Origin of the sequence: Streptomonospora litoralis (assembly GCF_004323735.1) — a bacterium.
Taxonomy (GTDB): Bacteria; Actinomycetota; Actinomycetes; order Streptosporangiales; family Streptosporangiaceae; genus Streptomonospora; species Streptomonospora litoralis.
On the sequence record NZ_CP036455.1, the window covers coordinates 3393196 to 3410701 of the forward strand.

11 protein-coding genes are annotated in these 17506 nt (G+C 74.2%); 7 read left to right on the top strand and 4 right to left on the bottom strand.

The annotated features are described in order from the left end of the window. Positions 1–6: 6 nt before the first annotated feature. A complete protein-coding gene (locus EKD16_RS14455) occupies positions 7–1308 on the top strand; it encodes a D-arabinono-1,4-lactone oxidase (protein WP_131098866.1) in 1302 nt (433 codons plus the stop codon). A 148-nt stretch (positions 1309–1456) separates the two neighbouring features. On the opposite strand, the gene EKD16_RS14460 is transcribed toward EKD16_RS14455, so the two are convergent. Then, positions 1457–2440 (bottom strand): ICP22 family protein, encoded by a 984-nt coding sequence (locus tag EKD16_RS14460; protein ID WP_131098867.1) that lies wholly within the window; start codon positions 2438–2440, stop codon positions 1457–1459. A 568-nt stretch (positions 2441–3008) separates the two neighbouring features. On the opposite strand from EKD16_RS14460, the gene sepH reads away from it, so the two are divergent. Beyond that, the gene (sepH, locus tag EKD16_RS14465) at positions 3009–4292 is read left to right on the top strand and encodes a septation protein SepH (protein ID WP_131098868.1); all 1284 of its coding nucleotides are present in this window, start codon (positions 3009–3011) and stop codon (positions 4290–4292) included. 247 nt (positions 4293–4539) lie between these two features. Here the strand turns inward: sepH and EKD16_RS14470 are convergent, their stop codons facing one another. Both EKD16_RS14470 and EKD16_RS14475 read right to left on the bottom strand, forming a co-directional pair. Further along, positions 4540–6303 carry a PH domain-containing protein gene (locus EKD16_RS14470; RefSeq protein WP_131098869.1) on the bottom strand — a complete coding sequence of 588 codons (1764 nt, stop codon included), beginning with the start codon at positions 6301–6303 and terminating at the stop codon, positions 4540–4542. A gap of 88 nt (positions 6304–6391) precedes the next feature. Continuing rightward, positions 6392–6853 carry a PH domain-containing protein gene (locus EKD16_RS14475; RefSeq protein ID WP_131098870.1) on the bottom strand — a complete coding sequence of 154 codons (462 nt, stop codon included), beginning with the start codon at positions 6851–6853 and terminating at the stop codon, positions 6392–6394. A 276-nt stretch (positions 6854–7129) separates the two neighbouring features. On the opposite strand from EKD16_RS14475, the gene EKD16_RS14480 reads away from it, so the two are divergent. The 3 genes from EKD16_RS14480 (at position 7130) to EKD16_RS14490 (ending at position 9950) form a co-directional block, all read left to right on the top strand. After that, positions 7130–8116 carry an ATP-binding cassette domain-containing protein gene (locus EKD16_RS14480; RefSeq protein ID WP_131098871.1) on the top strand — a complete coding sequence of 329 codons (987 nt, stop codon included), beginning with the start codon at positions 7130–7132 and terminating at the stop codon, positions 8114–8116. Continuing rightward, positions 8113–8940 (top strand): ABC transporter permease, encoded by an 828-nt coding sequence (locus tag EKD16_RS14485; RefSeq protein WP_131098872.1) that lies wholly within the window; start codon positions 8113–8115, stop codon positions 8938–8940. Before EKD16_RS14480 ends, EKD16_RS14485 begins: the two co-directional genes overlap by 4 nt. Positions 8941–9158: 218 nt before the next feature. Further along, positions 9159–9950, top strand: a complete 792-nt coding sequence (locus EKD16_RS14490) for a sporulation protein (RefSeq protein WP_131098873.1) — start codon at positions 9159–9161, stop codon at positions 9948–9950. A gap of 449 nt (positions 9951–10399) precedes the next feature. Here the strand turns inward: EKD16_RS14490 and EKD16_RS14495 are convergent, their stop codons facing one another. After that, positions 10400–13723 (bottom strand): BTAD domain-containing putative transcriptional regulator, encoded by a 3324-nt coding sequence (locus tag EKD16_RS14495; protein ID WP_131098874.1) that lies wholly within the window; start codon positions 13721–13723, stop codon positions 10400–10402. A gap of 393 nt (positions 13724–14116) precedes the next feature. On the opposite strand from EKD16_RS14495, the gene EKD16_RS14500 reads away from it, so the two are divergent. Beyond that, on the top strand, positions 14117–14569 hold the full coding sequence (locus EKD16_RS14500; RefSeq protein WP_242676975.1) for a YbhB/YbcL family Raf kinase inhibitor-like protein: 453 nt from the start codon (positions 14117–14119) through the stop codon (positions 14567–14569). A gap of 475 nt (positions 14570–15044) precedes the next feature. After that, the gene (locus EKD16_RS14505) at positions 15045–17402 is read left to right on the top strand and encodes a hypothetical protein (RefSeq protein WP_131098876.1); all 2358 of its coding nucleotides are present in this window, start codon (positions 15045–15047) and stop codon (positions 17400–17402) included. Positions 17403–17506 lie beyond the last annotated feature (104 nt).

Sequence of the window (17506 nt, forward strand, 5' to 3'; positions counted from 1 at the left end):
GCGGCTATGAGTACTGTGTCGTGGCGCACATGGGGGCGGACGCAGCAGGCCCGGCCGCTGCGGATCGCGTCCCCGTCGACGACGGCGGGCGTGGCCGCGGCGGTGCGCACGGCCGCCGAGGAGGGGCTGCGCATCCGCATGGTCGGGGCGGGCCATTCGTTCACCGGGGTGGCCCTCACCGACGGTGTGCTGCTCTCGCCCACCGGACTGGCGCGCCTGCGCGGCGTCGACGCAGAGGCGGGCACGGTGACGGTGGAGGCGGGCCTGCCGCTGTGCGACCTCAACGAGGCGCTGCACGCACGCGGGCTGGCGCTGGCCAACATGGGCGACATCGCCGTGCAGACGGCTGCGGGCGCGATCCAGACGGGCACCCACGGCACCGGCCGCGACAGCGGCGGGCTGGCGGCCCAGGTCTGCGGAATGGAGCTGGTGCTGGCCGACGGTTCGGTGGTGGAGTGCTCGGCCGAGCGCGAGGCCGAGCTGTTCGCGGCGGCGCGCGTCGGGTTGGGGGCCTTCGGCGTCGTCACGGCGCTCACTCTGCGGACAGATCCGGCGTTCCTGCTGCACGCGCGTGAGGAGCCGATGCGGCTGGAGGAGGTGCTGGAGCGGCTGCCGCAGCTGCGGGCGGAGAACGAGCACTTCGAGTTCTTCTGGTTCCCGCATACCGGGCGCACCAACACCAAGCGCAACAACCGGACAGCGGGGCCGGCCGAGCCGCTGCGTCCGTGGCGGGCTTGGCTGGACGACGATTTCCTGTCCAACACCGTCTTCGAGGGGGTGAACCGGCTGGGGCGGCGGGCCCCCGCTGCCATCCCCGCGATCAACCAGGTCGCGGCCCGAGCGCTGTCGGCGCGCGGCTACACCGACGCCTCGCACCGGGTTTTCGCGAGCACGCGGCGGGTGCGGTTCGTGGAGACGGAGTACGCCGTGCCCGCCGAGGCCCTGCCCGACGTGCTCGCCGAGATCCGCCGCATCCTCGACTCGGGGCGGCACCGCATCGGTTTCCCGATCGAGGTCCGCTTCGCACCGGCCGACGACGTGTGGCTGTCGACGGCCTACGGGCGCGACACCGCCTACGTGGCCGCGCACGTCTACCACCGGAGGCCCTACGCCGACTATTTCCGCGAACTGGAGGCGGTGTTCACCGCGGCGGCGGGCCGGCCGCACTGGGGCAAGCTGCACACGCGCGGCCCCGACTACCTCGGCGGCGTCTACCCGCGGTTCGAGGCGGCGATGGCGGTGCGCGACCGGGTGGACCCCGACCGCCGGTTCGCCAACGCCTACCTCGACTCGGTGCTGGGCGCCTGAGCGCCCCGGCGCGGCGTCCCTGCGCAACGGGGGCTGCAGGGGCCGGCCGAGGCGCCGCCCCGCAGCCGCGGCGCTTCGCGGGTCCCGCGAGCCGGAGCTGATGCCCCGCTGCGGGTCGACGGTTCCGGCGGGCGCGCCCCGGGCCGCGTCACGGCGAAGGCCGGCCCGGTTCCACGACGCCGCCCTGGCCGCCGGGTCCGGAACCGCCGCCGGGCTCGGTCCCCGGCTCCTGCTCGCCGGTATCCCCGGTGTCCCCGGTGTCCTCCTGGGGGGCGGAGGTCTCCTCCTGCTCGGTGTCCTGGCCGTCCGTTCCGGTCTCGGGCTGCTGCGGGGCCCCGGTGGCGCCCTCCTCCGGCTGCTGCTCGACGGGCGCGCTCGGGTCCCCGGCGGGACCGCCGTCCTGCCGGGTGCCGCCGGTGGGGGTGGCCTCCGGAGCCGGCTCGTCGCCCTCCTGCTCACCGCCGGTGGAGCCGCCGCCCAGGATCGTGGGCGCCGAGGCCGTCTGCCGACCGTGCACCGTGTCCGACAGCGACTGGCCGGTGAACAGTTCGAACACCAGCACCACGCCCATCACGCCGAGGAACACCGCGGCGGCCGGCAGAGCCAGGCGGCGCCAGCCCGGCCAGGCCGGGCGCCAACGCGGTCGCCGCGCCTCGTCGCCGCCGGGTTGTTCCTCGGCGTGATGGGCTCTTTCGTCGGCCTCGGCAGGGCCGTCCGCGCCGAGCAGGGGCAGCGCCCGGGTCTCCTCGACCGATCCGGCCGGGGCCTCGTCGCGCTGCTGCTCGCCGTCGGCGCCCGGCTCGCTCGCCGCGGCCAGCAGGGTGTCGCCGTCTCCGGCGCCGGGGCCGGAGTGGGCCAGGGTGCCGCGGGCGCTGTCCTCGCGGTGCGTGCGCCCGGCTTGGCGGCCCGCCAGTCCGCGGGCTTTGCGGCCGCCCTGCTGCATCCAGTGGGAGAAGACGGCCGTGCCCGCGGTACTGATCACGCTCATCACCGCCGCGCCGATGATGGTGCCGTAGACGCCCAGGTACGAGGCCGCCGTCGCGGCGGTCATCGTGGCCACGCCGCCGCCGACGACCTGCGATGCGCTCAGGTCGAGGCGTTTGCGGCCTCCCGCGTCCTCCTCGTCGGTCATCGTCCCCCCTCCGCGGCCGCGCGGGGCGGCCGGATCGCTGCTGCTCGCGGTCTGCGTCGATGGCTTATACGCGGCAGCGCGGACGCGCGGACCGCACCGCCTGCCACTCCCCTGATGGCAGCGGGACAACCGCAACGCAAGCCGCTCGCTCCTTCGCCACCCGAATAACATCGCAAACCACAGATTGATCACCATATGGCATCATCCGGGGCACTTGAGCCCATCGGTCCCACCCGGCGCGGACGGTCCCGGTATCGGCCACAAGAGCGGGAATCCGCCTTCTGGCCCGGACCCGATCTGGACGCGCGGGATACCATCGGCCGAGGGGCGGCGAGCGCGGCGGTGGCCGGACCCGTCCGCCGCTCCCCGAGCCCGGTTCGGCCGCGTGCCAGGATGGCGCCCGGCAGCACTACGACAAGCGACGTGCGGTCGTTGCGGATCGCACCGAAGACTCACGCGGTTCGGACATGCCACCCGCGGTGTTGGCCGAACACGCGGACGCCGATGAGACTGGGATCGTGGGGGATGGCCGAGGACCTACCCTCGACGGGACGCGAAAGGGAGGGCGATGCACGAGCTTCGCCTCGCCGCCGTCAGCGAGGACGGCACTTACCTGGTATTGGCGAGTGCCGGTCGTGGGACCCGTTTCATGCTGCCCGTCGACGACCGTCTCCGCGCTGCCGTGCGCGGACAGTTCTCCCGGCTCGGCCAGTACGAGATCGAAGTGGAGAATCCGTTGCGCCCCAAGGAAATCCAGGCTCGGATCCGCTCGGGTGAGACCGCCGAGGCGATCTCGGAACTTTCCGGGATCCCCATCGAGCGTGTCCGCTGGTTCGAAAGCCCCGTGCTCCAGGAGCGCGAGTACATCGCCCAGCAGGCGCAGCGCGCCTCGGTGCGGCGCCAGGGCGAGTCGGCGCCAGGACCGGTGCTGGGCGATCTCGTGACCGGGCGCATCGGCGGCCACCAGTTGGAGACCGGAGACGCCGTCTGGGACTCCTGGAAGCGGGAGGACGGCACCTGGCAGCTCAAGCTGGCCTTCCTCGTGGCCGGTGAGGAGCGCATCGCCCACTGGCTCTACGAGCCGCGGCGCCGGTCGGTGACCCCGGTGGACGAGGAGGCGGTGCGCTTCCTCGCACCCGACGCCGACGAGCCGCTGGACCTGGGCCCGGGCAGCGCGAACGTCACACCTTTCGTCCCGCGGCGCCAGGGGTCCGCCCCCGAGCCCCCGCGCCCCGAGCCCGCGCGTCCGGAGCCTGCCCGCCCCGAGCCCGCCCGACCGGACTCCCCGCTGCCCTCCGCCCCGAGCGCACCGCAGCCAACCGAGGAGGCTCCGGCGCCGCCCGACCCGCCTGAGCGCCGCGAGGGGCCCGCGGCGGGCCGTACCCGCATCACTCCCGGCCGCGTCGCACCGGCGGCACGCGAGAGCGCTGCGGAGCCGACCGCGCCGCAGCGGCCGGAGCCCGCCCCGACCGAGCAGCAGCCCCCGGCGGCGCGGGAGGCGGGCGAGGCGCCCGCAGCCTCGGACGAGGCTCCCGACCCCGCCGCGCCCGAGCCCGCCGAGGCGCCGCAGCCTGCCGAGCGCCCCGAGCGCCCGGCAGCGGGGCGCACGACCGTAGCCGACGCCGAGCCGCCCGCGGCGCAGCGTCAGTCGGCCGACGCCGGACGCGGGTCCGACCAGCCCGAACCCAAGGAGCGTCCCGCCGCCCGGCGCCAGGAGCCCCCCGTCTCGGCGGCCGCCGCCGGCACCACCGGCCCCTCCGGCGGCGGGAACTCGCGACGCAAGGGCCGCGGCCGCCGCGCCTCGGTGCCCTCCTGGGACGAGATCATGTTCGGCTCGAAGAAGTCGGAGTAGACGCCCACCGTTTCGCCGGCCGCCCGTTGCCGGTCCGCTCCCGAGACCGCCGTACGGCCGACGAGAAAGGCGTTTCGCTCTCGCCCGCGGGACCAGGCAGCCGGCTCGGGTCGGCTGTACGGCCTTGAACGAGGGCGGCGCCGGGCCCGGCCCGTGCCCGCCGCACCGGGTGCACGCCGGTGGCCCGCCCGGCGCGGCGGCTCGATAGCGGGTACTCGGGTGGCTCAGCGCCTCGTCGAGACAGCGGTCACGTTTGAGAACCGCCGCCTTCTCCGGTGCCGCCGCCTTCGAGGAAGGGGCGCACCATGTCGGGGGTGACGCCGCGGGCGAAGCCGACCGACTCGGCGAAGCCCGCGTCGATCGCCGTGTAGCCGCCGCTGCCGGCGCCTACCGTCAACTCCAGGTCGGCCAGCCCCACGCGGCGCTGGAACAGGGTCTGCTTCCAGGTCCAGCCGATGACGGCATCGCGCACCACCACCGCCTGCACCCGCCGCAGCGACCCCGACCGCACGCTGACCTGATCGCCGTCGTCGCCGTGGCCCAGCGAGCGGTAGCGGTCGATGCCCAGCGGCACACCCAGCACAGCCAGTAGCGCCAGCGCGGCGGCCACCCACATCGGCGCGAGGAACGCCGCCACCGCGGCGGCCGCGGCGAAAGGCACCACCGCACGGAACAGCCGCCGCCACAGCGCGGCACGCGGATGGCGCGCAAGAGTGCCTCGGAAGGGGCGCAGCGCGCGTTCCACGACCGCCTCGACCGTGGCGCGCGGCCCGATCGGCATCAGCATCGCCCGGGTCGCGGTCTGGCCCAGACCGGTGACGATGGCGCGCAGGCGCACCGCCGCGCGGGTGCGCTCCAGCGGGTTGTCCATCAGCTCGTGCCCGCGGATGCGCCGTTTCTCCAGAGTCACGCTCTGCCGGGTCAGCAGCCCCCGCTCGGCCACCAGCGCGTCCCCGCGCCGCAGCAGGGTGAAGCGCCAGTGCGTGACGGTGTAGGAGACGACCGCGAACAGCGGCATGGCCAGCAGCAGCACCAGAACCAGCACGACGGCGGCCACGATCAGCAGCGTCACCGTCATCTCGATCGCGCGCTCGTAGACGTCGACGGCGATGTCGCCGATGCGCTCGGCGACGGCTTCGCCCACCCCCTGGCCGAGGAAGCCGACGAGCGTGGCCAGGGCCACGAACGGAGTCAGCAGGTAGCCCAGGCTGAGCACGGCGTAGAAGTACCACGCCCTGGGCATGGCGAAGTAGACCTCGGCGTCGTCGTCCGGCTCCGCCTGCGCTCCCGCCGCCGTGTCGGCGGAGGGAGCGTCGGCGGGCGCGACGGGGGTGCCCTCGTCGCCGCGCAGGTAGGCGCGCCGCCGCAGCAGGACGCGGCGCAGCCGCTCGGCCTCGGGTGCGGTGACCGCGTCGAGCTTGCCCTCCTCGCTGCCGCCGCCGCCCGCGGCGGCCTCGATCTTGACGACGGCCAAGCCCAGCATGCGGTGCAGCAGGTTGGAGGTGATGTCCACGCCGCGGATGCGCTCCAGCGGAATGGAGCGGCGGGAGCGGTTGATCAGTCCCCGGCGGATCTCCAGGCGCTCCGCGCCGACCTGGTAGCGGAACGTGTACCAGGTGACGATCCCGCTGACCAGCATCATCACTATCGCGCCGGCGGCGCCGCCCAGCACCCACGGGTTGAAGCTGTAGGTGCCGGCGACGAGGGCCACCAGCACGGGGACGAGGTAGTTGCGCAGGTAGTTGATCGGCGCCGTGACCAGGGTCAACCGGCTCAGGCGGTACACGGGCTCGGCCTCGGGCGCAGCGGCCGGCGCGTTCTCGTCCGGCGCGGCGGCGCCCTCGGGACCGTCGGAGCCCACCGGTGCGTCGGACTCTGGAGGCCCCTGCGCGCCCGGCGCGGCTCCCGCGGCCGCGCCGGCGTCCGGGCGCTCCCCGGCCGCACCGGCGGCACCGGGCTCGCCGCCGCCGGAGCCCGGCGTGCGGGGGTCGGGCGGGCCGTACTCGCTCATCGGTCTCGGTCTCCTCGGGTGGGCGCGTCCGGTCTCCGCTGCGGCGCTCGGTCACCGCTGGGTGCGGGCGGCAGGGCCGCCGCGCGGATCATGTCGCGTCGTCGCGCAGTTCCGCGGCGCGCTCGGCGAGCTCCTCGGAGATCCGCTGCGCGTCGCCGGCGTCGAGCCCTTCGATGGTGGAGGATCCGGCGTGCGAGGCGGTCTGCACCTCCAGGGTGGCGACGCGGAACAGCCGCTCCATCCACCCCTGGCGGTGGTCGACGGTCTGGATACGGCTTACCGGCACCAGTTGCCACTGCCGACTGAACCATCCGCTGCGGGTGTAGACCACGTCGGCGGTGGTCTCCCAGCGGTGCACGCGGTAGCGCCACTGGGGCACGATCACCGTGCGGGCGGCGGCGTAGACGCCGTAGGCCGCGACCAGCCACCAGGCGTTGCGCAGCAGCCAGTCGGGAATCCACGCCCACGACGCGAGGCGCACCCCCCACACGGCCGCGCTCAGCACGCCCAGCGTCACCGCCGAGCCGATCGCCGACTGCAGGGTCCACATCCGTACCGACCTCGGCGAAACGCGGTGCGTCGGAGGTCTCAATCGCGTCGTCGTCGCCACGGCACCGAGTCTAGGGCCAGGGCGGGTCGTCCCGATCACACCGGCGGGGCGTGCGGCGGCGCCCGGGAACCATCGAAGCCCGAAGCGTGTTCCACGAGTGCGCCCGCCCCTTGGAAGGCGGTGTATCGGCCGCGTGTCAGCCGCCGGGCGCGGTTGTCAGCGCTTTGTCAGTACCCCTGCGGAAACTGGGGGCGTGAACGCACGTTGGGAGGAACGATGACTGACGCCATCCGGGCGGAGGGTCTGGTCAAGAGGTTCAAGGGCGAGACCGCCCTCGGCGGGGTGGATCTCGCCGCACGGACCGGAGCCGTACTGGGAGTGCTGGGGCCGAACGGTTCCGGCAAGACGACAACCGTGCGGATCCTGTCGACGCTGCTGCGGCCCGACGCCGGGCACGCCACGGTCGCCGGCCACGACGTGATGCGCGAACCGCACCTGGTGCGCCGCCGGATCGGCCTCACCGGGCAGTACGCGGCCGTCGACGAGGACCTCACCGGCACGCAGAACCTGGTGCTGATCGCCCGCCTGCTCGGCTTTTCGCGAGCCTCCGCGCGCGCCCGCTCCGCGGAGCTGATGGAGCGCTTCGCCCTCACCTTCGCCGCGGACCGGGCGGTCAAGACCTACTCGGGAGGCATGCGGCGCCGCCTGGACCTGGCCGCCAGTCTGGTGGGCCGGCCCGCGCTGCTCTACCTGGACGAGCCCACCACCGGCCTGGACCCCCACAGCCGCAACGAACTGTGGGACGTGGTGCGCACCCTGGTGCACGACGGTGTGACGGTGCTGCTGACCACGCAGTACCTGGAGGAGGCCGACCAGCTCGCCGACGACATCGCCGTGCTGGACCGGGGCGAGGTGATCAGCCGCGGCACCCCGGACGAGCTGAAGGCGCGCGCGGGTGCGCAGGTGCTGCAGGTGCGCCCGCTGGAGGCAGCCCGGCTGGAGCGGGTCGGCCGCATCGTCGAGGCCGTCACCGGTTCGGAGGTCCGCTCGGGCGAGGGCGCCGCCAACGCCTCGGTCACCGACACCACCGTCATGCCCGAGGTCGTCCGACGCCTCGACGAGGAGGAGATCGCGGTCGCGGAGCTGACGTTGCGCAGGCCCAGCCTGGACGAGGTGTTCCTGGCGCTGACCGGGCACACCGCCGAGACCGTTCCCGCGGTCGGCGCCGCGGGCGCCGAGCAGAGCGAGAGGACCCACGCATGAGCGCCGTGGACACCGCGGAGCCCGCCGGCGCGACGTCGGCCCCCGCCGTCACCGAGCGGATCACCCCCGTGTCGGCCGTCCAGCACGGCATGCTGCTGACCTGGCGCAGCCTGCTGAAGATCAAGCGCAACCCCGAGGAGGTCCTCGGGCTGACGTTCATGCCGCTGATGTTCGTCGCGCTGTTCGTGTTCGTCTTCGGCCAGGCCATGATGGGCGACTGGCGGGCATACCGCGACCTGATCACGCCGGGCATCATCGCCCAGTCGGTCATCTTCGCCACGATCGGCACCGGCGTCGCGCTGAACACCGACATCGAGAAGGGCATTTTCGACCGCTTCCGCTCACTGCCCATCGCGCGCTCCGCCCCGCTCATCGGCGCCATCCTCGGCGACCTGGTGCGCTACCTGCTGACCGTCGTCATGGTGATGCTGGTGGCGGTGGCCATCGGGTACCGCCCCGAGGGCGGCGTGCTGGGCCTGCTGGCGGCCACCGCCGTGGTCATGGCGTTCGCGTTCGCGCTGTGCTGGCTGTCGGCGTTCATGGGGATGCTGCTGCGCACGCCGATGGCGGTGAACATCTTCGGTTCGGTGTGGATGTTCCCGCTGACCTTCGGCAGCTCGGCCTTTGTGCCCACCGACCAGATGCCGGGTTTCATGCAGACGTTCGCCGAGATCAACCCGGTCACCCACGTCATCAACGCCATGCGCGAGCTGCTGAACTCCCAGCCCGCCGGCGAATCGCTGCTGTGGGTGCTGCTGTGGACGATCGGCATCACCGCGGTCTTCTTCCCCCTGGCCACCCGGGCCTACCGGCGCCGCGCCTGAGGTGGCCCGCCGAACGCCCCGCCCGCCGCGGCGCCGCCGGGGTCTCCGGTGGCGCCGCGGCGGGCGTCCACGCGAGGCGAGTGCCCCGGCTTGGCTGGTGAACCCGGGGCGCGTGGGAACCTGGAGGCGTCGGCGAGCGTCGGAAGCGTCGTAGTGCAACGGAGGATCCGCGGTTCCGCCGCGCAGCGGCGGCTCCAGCGCCCGATCGGAAGGACACCATGGGCATCAAGCGCGTACTCGCGGCGTTCGGCATCGGCGGCCCCAGCATCGACACGGTCGTCCCGGAGCCGCATACCCGGCCCGGCCAGGAGCTGCACGGCTACATCGACCTCGCCGGCGGCGAGGTCGACGCCGACATCGACGAGATCGCGGTCTCCCTCGCCGCCCGCGTGGAGGTGGAGAGCGGCGACTACGAGGGCCAGGTCACCCGGGAGTTCCACCGGATGGCCGTCACCGGCCCGTTCCGGCTGCACGCAGGCGAGCAGCGCCGGGTGCCCTTCACCTACCGGGTCACCTACCAGAGCCCGCTCACCGACGCCGGCGGGCGCCCCCTGCCCGGCGCCGTCGTGGGCCTGGACACCGACGTGGTGATCGGCGGCGCTCCCGACAAGGGCGACCTCGACCTCATCCGCATCTACCCGCTGCCCGCCCAGGACCGCATCCTTGAGGCGGCGCACCGGCTCGGGTTCGCGCTGGTCAAGACCGACATCGAGCAGGGCCGCCTGGTGGGCACCCGTCAGGAGTTCCCGCTGTACCAGGAGCTGGAGTTCCGGGCGGCACCGCAGTACGCGGGCCGGATGAACGAGATGGAGCTGTCCTTCGTCGCCGACCCCCAAGGTGTCGAGGTGGTCATCGAGGTAGACAAGCGCGGTGGCCTGTTCACCGAGAGCCAGGACCGGTTCGCCCGCTTCCGCATCGAGCACGCCCAGGCGGAGCAGGGCGGCGACTGGGCGCCCGCACTGGCGCAGACCGTCGACTCCATGCTGCAGAGCCGCGGCATCTTCGGCTAGTAGTCCTTCGTCCCGTTCCTCGATCCCGCGTGCCGATCCGCTCGGTACAGCGGCCGCCCGCGCTGCGCTGAGCGGGCTCGGTGTCGGGCGGGTGCACGGTCTCCTCCCGGTCCGGGGGCGCCTGCGGTCGCCGGGTCGGGTGCTCGCCGGTGGCGGTGGTCGGCGGAGGGCGGCTCGGGTCTGCTGTGCGGCCTTGTTGGTCTGCCGGGCGACGGGTGGACTTCACCGGAAAGCAGCAGCAAGGGCGGCGCCTGCGCCCATCCGGCGGTGATCGTGAACTTATGGTCGCGGAATGCGATTTCCGGCGGCCATAAGTTCACGATAGACGGGCCAAGCAAGGCCCGCCGTCCCGGCAGACCGACAAGGCCGCACAGCAGACCCGGGCCGACTTCACCCCAAGCCCGGCCCGATGGCCTCGACCTCGGCCCGGCGCCGCGGCCGATGGGCGTTCATCCGGAGGTTCCGGCGTCGGGCGGCGCGGCGGTGAGCTCCTCGGTCAGCCAGGATTCCAGCCACGTGCCCACCCGGGATATCCCGGCCTCGGCGCCGACGGCGAAGGCGCGGTCGAAGCCCTGTGCCCCCAGGCTTCGCCGACCGTGCGTACGGATGCGGACGACGGCGGGGGCGGCCGTGTTGGGCAGGCCGCGCACCGTCTCGGCGCAGCCCAGCAGGATGGCCCCGCGCTCGGGCCACTCCTCGTACAGCACTTCGGCGATTTCCTCCAGGACCTCGGCGCAGGGCAGGCCGCCGTGCCGCGCCGGGAGCCGCCGCCCGGCGGCCGCGGCGTCTTCGAGCGCGGCGGTGCGCTCACCCAGGGCCATCGCGGTGCGGCTGCGCAGGCACAGCCACGTCGGCTCGACCTGCGCCCGTACGACGTCGTTCATGGCGGCGACCTCGGGCGCGAGCGCCTGCGCGATCTCGTGCGCGCCGCGGGCGTCGCCGGCGGCGTGAGCGACGTCCGCCTCGCCCAGTCGGCAGAACAACCGGGTGCCGCTGTCCGACAGCAGCGCGCGGGCATCGGCGAGCTCGCGGCGGGCGGGCTCGAAGCGGCCGCGTCCGGAAAAGCACAGTGCCCGGCGCACTTTGAACTGGGCGCGCAGCCCGCTCAGTCCGATCTCCTCGGCCAGTACGTCGCCTTCGGTGAGCAACTCCAGTTCGCGGTCCAGGTCGCTGAGGTGGTAAAGACCGGCGGCCACGGTCAGTGCGTGGGCCGTTCCCCAGCGGTCGCCGATCGCGCGGAACCGCTCCAGACCGGCGAGGACCCGCGTGCGGCCCGCGCCGCTGGCGCCCGTGTGCGCCTCCAGCAGCCCGCCGAACAGGCACGCGGCGGCGCGCACCCAGGGGTCGCCGTGGGTCTCGGCGGTTTCGTCCATACGCGCGATGCGTTCGGCGGTGCTGTGGCCGAGCACAGCGAGCAGCAGGCTCGACGGCATCAGCCCCGGGTGGTGCTCAGGCTGTGTCCCCGACTCGGCCAGCAGCTCCTCGGCGCGCAGCAGCCCTTTGACGGAGAGTTCGGGTACCGACGCGGAGTCGGCGCCCATCGAATGCAGCGCCAGGCAGTGCGCGTAGGCCGTGGTACGCCCCTGTGGAGGGCGCTCGCCGATCGTGCTCAGCAGCTCGCCGCACCAGCGGACCAGGTCCGTCCAGGTGTTGGCTATCTGCCAGTACCAACTGGAGGCGTGCAGCAGGTCCAGGGCGAGGACGGCCTCGCGCGCGTCGACGGACCAGCGCAGCGCGGCGGTGAGGTTGTCGTGCTCGCGGCGCAGCAGGGCCAGCCAGGAGAGCTGCTCGGCGCGGCGGAGGTGGGAGTCGGCGCGGCTCCACAGATCCAGCGTGTATTCGGCGTGGGCGCGCCGGACGGCCGGTTCCTCGCCGCTCTCGGCGAGGCGCTGGGCACCGTAGGCGCGCACGGTCTCCAGCATCCGGTAGCGCGGCTCGGTGTCGCCGTCTTCGGCGACCTCGGCTGTCACCAGCGACTTGTCGACCAGGGCGAAGAGCACCGACCACACGTCGCGGCCGTCCTCGGCTTCGCCCCCCGAGCAGACGTGCTCGACGGCGTCGAGCGTGGCTCCGCCGGCGAACGCGGACAGGCGGCGCAGCAGGGCGCGCTCGGCGTCGTCGAGCAGCTCCCAGCTCCAGTCGACGACGGCCTGGAGGGTTTGGTGCTGCGGCAGCGCGAAGCGGTTGCCGTTGGTGAGGAGGCGGAACCGGTCCGAGAGGCGGGCCGCCAGATGGGCGAGGGGGATCGCGCGCAACCGGGCCGCGGCCAGCTCCAGCGCCAGCGGCATGCCGTCCAGCTCGCGGCAGACGCGGACGACGTGCTCGGCGTTCTCCGCGTCGACGGCGAACGCGGGGTCGGCCGCGCGGGCGCGCTCGGCGAAAAGCCGCACGGCGGCGTACTCTCCGGCCTCCGCGGCGGTGGTGTCCTCGGGCGGCAGGGCAAGGGAGGAGACCGGCAGCAGCCGCTCCCCCGCTATCGCCAGCGGCTCGCGGCTGGTGGCCAGCAGCCGCAGCCGCGGGCAGCGGGCCAGCAGCATCTCAGCGGTCTGCGCGGTCTCGGCGACCAGGTGCTCGCAGTTGTCCAGCACCAGCAGGACGTCGCGCTCGCCGAGGAAGCCGGCGACGCGGTCGAGCGCGTCGCCGCTCGGGGCGGGGGCCGCCGAGGACAGCGCCATGCCCGAGGTCTCCGTCAGTTCCAGGGCCGAGAGCAGGGCGTGCGGGATGTCCGCGCCTTCGCGTAGCGGAGCGAGTTCGACGAACCACACCCCTCCCTCGGCCAGATCCGGCCGGTCCCCGACGAAGCGGGAGGCCGCCTCGATGGACAGGCGGGTCTTGCCGGCGCCGCCTGGGCCGATCAGGGTCACCAGCCGCGCGGCCGCCAGCAGCGCGCCGACCTGCACGACCTCGTCTTCGCGGGCGACGAAGCTGGTCATGGTGTGCGGGAGGCGCTTGACCGGGCGCGGCACGGCGGCTCTTGCGACTTCGGGCGGCTCTGCGGGGGGCGGCGCGGTTCCGCGCCGCCCCGCCCCGCTGGGCAGTTCGCCGCGCAGCAGGCGCAGATGCACCTCCTGCAGGTGCGGCGACGGGTCTAAGCCCAGGTCCTCGGCAAGAGCGCGGCGCAGCCGGTCGTAGGCGGCCAGCGCGTCGGCCTGGCGCCCGGAAGCGGCCAGCGCGCGGACGAGCAGTTCGACCGGGCGCTCGTCGTGCGGCTCGCGGGCGGCCAGCGCCTCGATGTCGGGCAGTGCCTCGTCGTGGCGGCCCAGGTCCAGGCGCACCGCCAGCCGTTCCAGCACGAGGCTGCGGTGGGCTTCGGCCAGGCGCACCGCCACGTCGTCGGCGCCGCCGATGCGGGCAAGGTCCGCCAGCGCCGGCCCCCGCCACAGCGCGAGCGCTTCGCCCATCAGGGCCGCGGCTCCCTCCGGGTCGCCGGCTGCGCGGGCGCTGCGCCCGCGCCGGGCGAGTTCCTCGAAGCGGTGCACGTCGACGCTGCCGGGGTCGACTTCCAGGCGGTAGCCGGTGGCGTCGCCGTGCAGCGGCGCCGAGCCGCCCAGTGCGCGGCGCAGCCGCGAGGCCAGGGCCTGCAGGGCGTTGGCGGCGCTCTCGGGTTCGGGCTCGTCGGCCCAGATGCCGCGGATCAAGCGGTCGCTTCCCACCGTGCGGCCGGGTGTCAGGAGCAGCAGGACGAGCAGGCGGCGCAGGCGGGTGCCGCCGACGGGCAGCACCGCGCCGTCGGCGCTGTGCACCGCGAGTGGACCGAGGATGGAGAACCGCACGGCTCCATGATTGCCGATCCCCGGCGCGCGGGCTCAACGGGATTTCGTGTTCGCCGGTAAAACCCCCGTTCGCCGTAAGAGGAGTGGAAACGGCGGATCGGGCGCCACTGCGGGGCACGCCGGGCAGGGGAACTCATCGTCGTTCGGTCCGCAGTATGGTTTGTGCCGTGCCGCGCCCTCCGGGCGAGCCCGGTAGTGTTCCGCGCTCCCGCGAGGCGCCCGGCACCGGGAGAGTCCGTCGCATCGTCTCGCAGGAGCCCCATGTTCTCGGTCCAACGCCGTCCACCACGAACGCGCCGCGCGACATCGCGGCTCGCCGCCGCGGGCGGTGCGGCGCTCGTAGCGGCCGCGACAGCGGGATGCGGGGCGCTGTCGCCGGGCTCGGTGACCGAAATGAACGACGAGATCAACCTGACCAGCACGATGATGCAGTCGGGCGAGTCCATCCCCGACATCTACACCTGCGAGGGCGAAGGCATCTCCCCCACGCTGCAGTGGTCGGGGCTTCCCGACGACGACGTCACCGAGTCGCTGGCGCTGGTGGTCGACGCGCCCGAGGAGGCCACGGTGTTCTGGGTGCTCTACGGCCTCGACCCGCAGACGGCGGAGCTGCGGCAGAACACCGTGCCCCAGCCGGGCGAGCAGGGGGTCAACAGCGAGGGCGAATCCTCCTACGACCCGCCCTGCTACGCCGAGGACGGGGCCGACGAGATCCGCTTCACGCTCTACGCGCTCGACAGCGAGGTGGAGCTGAGTGACGACGCGTCCTTGGAGGAGTCGCTCGGAGCGATCGCGGACCGCGCCATCGCGCGGGGCTCCCTCTCGGTCACCAACGGCCCGTCGTGACTCGCGTTTCGGGTCGGGACTCCGGCGAAGGCGCGATATCCGACACACATCCGACATACACGGCCTATGCTCGCTCCGTGTACGCCAGAGGAACCCTCCGTCGCCCTCTGCACTCATGCCGCATCTATGCATAAAGTGGATCCGTGCCCCCCGTTGATTACCTCATGACCGAATCGCGTGAGCAGTACGACCGGCGCCGCCGCGAAAGCCCGGGATGCGCCCCGGGCACCACGCACGGGCGCATATCCGTCGGACATGCCGGACATCCCGCGCAATGCGCCATGCGTCCCTTCACGACGGGGGTTCCCCAACGGGCCGTGGGGCCCCGCGACCGCCCAGGCGTGCGCCGCGGGTTCCGGGCGGCGCCGCCGCGTTCATCCGTGCCGCGCGCTTCCACACCGGCCAGCCCCGTCGCCCCCGCCGGTGGCAGCCATGTCGTCTACCAGGCCGCGGGCCCTAGGGTGGTGCATTCACCGTGACCATTGCGCTAATCGCGATCATCGCCGTCATCGTGGTTCTCATCGTCCTGGTACTGATCCTGCTGGGGATGCGGGCGCTGAACATCGGCGGCGCCGACGACGGCTACGACTACGAGGACGACTACGACGGCGACGGCGAGGGGCCCGCCCAAGACGAGCCGGAACCGCGGGAGCGCGGCCGCGAGCGCGAGCGCCGACCGCGGGCCGACGCGGCCCCGGCTCGCTCCTCCCGCTCCCGGCGCGGCCGCTCCCCCCGCCGCGACGACGACGACGGTTTCTCCGGCAACGACTTCTGGTCGAGCCTCTCCGGCGACGACCCCGACTTCGACGCGGAGGAGCGCCCCTTCGCCGGGCGCCGCGAACCCCGGGGCGGATCGGCCGCCTTCGAGGACGACGATCCCCCCTTCGCCGGACGGCGCGACACCCGCGGCGAGTCGACCGCGGCCATGGCGGCCGTGACCGACGAAGGAGACGACGACAGGGCCGCCTTGCCGCCGCACCCCGCCGACACCGGCCCCGGCACGGCACCTGCCGAAGGCGGCCCGCGCGAGCGCCGCGGCCGCGACTCCGGCGAAACCGCGGATGCGGTCGGCCAGGACGGCTCCGGCGACGCCTCGGGACTGCGCATGCTGGCGAGCCTGGGGCAGCAACCGGCGCCGGGTGAGGACATGGGGCGCCGGGCGGCGGAGGAGCGCTCCGGCGACGCCGCATCGCCGGGCGAGCGGAGCGCTCCCGGCGACCGGGGCGGCCGGGAAACGCGCGACCCGCTGAGCGCGCCCACGCCCGCGCGGCCCTGGTCGCCGGCCGCCTCAGCGGACCCCCTGTCGCAGCCGGCGTCCGCTTCTTCGGCGGCCGGCGGTGAACAGAACCGCTCCGCCCACCGGGACTCCGGCTCGTACTCGCAGGACCCCCTCGGCGGCCCCTCGCCGCTGAGCCGCAGCACCTCCTCCGGGCCCTCGCAGGCCGGCGGGCCGTCCTATGACACGGACTCGCACAGCCGCCCCTCCTACACCTCGGCGCCGCCGAGCCGCTCCTCCTACGACACGGGGCCGCTCGGCCGCAGCGGCGCACACGGGGGCTACGGCGCTCCGGCCCCGGCGCCCTCCTCCTACGACACCGGCTACGAAACCGGGTCCTACGACACGGGCTCGCACAGCCGCCCCTCCTACGACTCCGGCTCCTTCAGCCGCCCGGCCCACGATGCGGACCCCCTCGGCTCCGGATACAGCGGCTCCTCCGCCGGTGCGCCGGCGGCCCCTTCGGCCTACGACACCGGTTCCCTCAACCGGCCCTCCTACGACGCCGGCGCGTCCGGCCGCTCCTCCTACGACACCGGCACCTACAGCCGCTCCGGCTACGACTCCGGCGCCGACGGCTCCTCCTACGACACCGGCTCCTACAACCGGCCGTCCTACGACCCGGCGCAGGCCGGCTCGCCCTTCGACACCGGGTCCTACAGCCGGCCGTCCCGCGGCCCCTACGAGTCCGGCCCACGCGGCGGCTCGGCCGGCGGCGACCCGCTGACCGATCCCTCCTTCTCGCCGTCCGCGGGCTCCGGCGGCGACTCGGGGTCGCCGATCTGGTCCAGCCTGGAAACCGGGTCGCACCAGCGCCCGAGCGCCCCGCCGACTTATCCCGCGGAGCCCACCCGGTCCGCCGGTCCCCCCTCGGGCGGCGGCGACGCGGGAATCCCGGGCGGCATGGGCGGACGCACCGGCCCCGCCCACACGCCCGCGAGCGGGTTCGACGCCGCTCCTCCCGCCTACGGGCCGGGCTCCTACTCGCGCGACTCCTACGACGGCGGCCCCTACGGTGCCGCGCCGCCCCCGCCCGGGCCGCAACCGGGCGACCCGGTCCCGCCGGCGCCGGGTGCGGGCGATCCCGGTTACGGCTACGGCGGTCCGCAGCAACCGCAGCAGCCCTCCTGGGACCAGCGGCCGTGGGGCGGCGCCTCCGGGGAGCAGCCGAGCATGGCCCCGCGCACGGGCTACGAGCCGCCCGCACCCTACGGTCCCGGCGGCTACCCGCCGGAATACCACGACAGCGGGCCCTACGGCGCACCGCCGCCCCCGCCCGGGCCCGCCCCGCAGAACGGCTACCCCGGCATCGGCGCCTCCCAGCAGGGACCGGCGCAGCAGCCCTACTCCGGCTACGCCGACGTCCTCGGCGACTACCCGCCGGCGATGGACCAGTACGGCTACCCCCCGGCGGGCCCTGCAGGCTACGACCCCGCACCCGGCGAGTGGCCGCCCTACCCGGGCCACCCCGACCAGCAGCAGGCACCGGACACCCCCCCTCCGCCTCCGCCCTACGACCAGGACGGATACGGCTACGGCTACGGCGGGTACCGCTAGCCGAAGACCCGGACCGCACGAAGGGCGGGGCGCGTCGGCGCGCCCCGCCCTTCGGCGTGCCGCCCCCCGCGAAGAAGGCGGTCGCGCACCCTGCGCGGATGTGG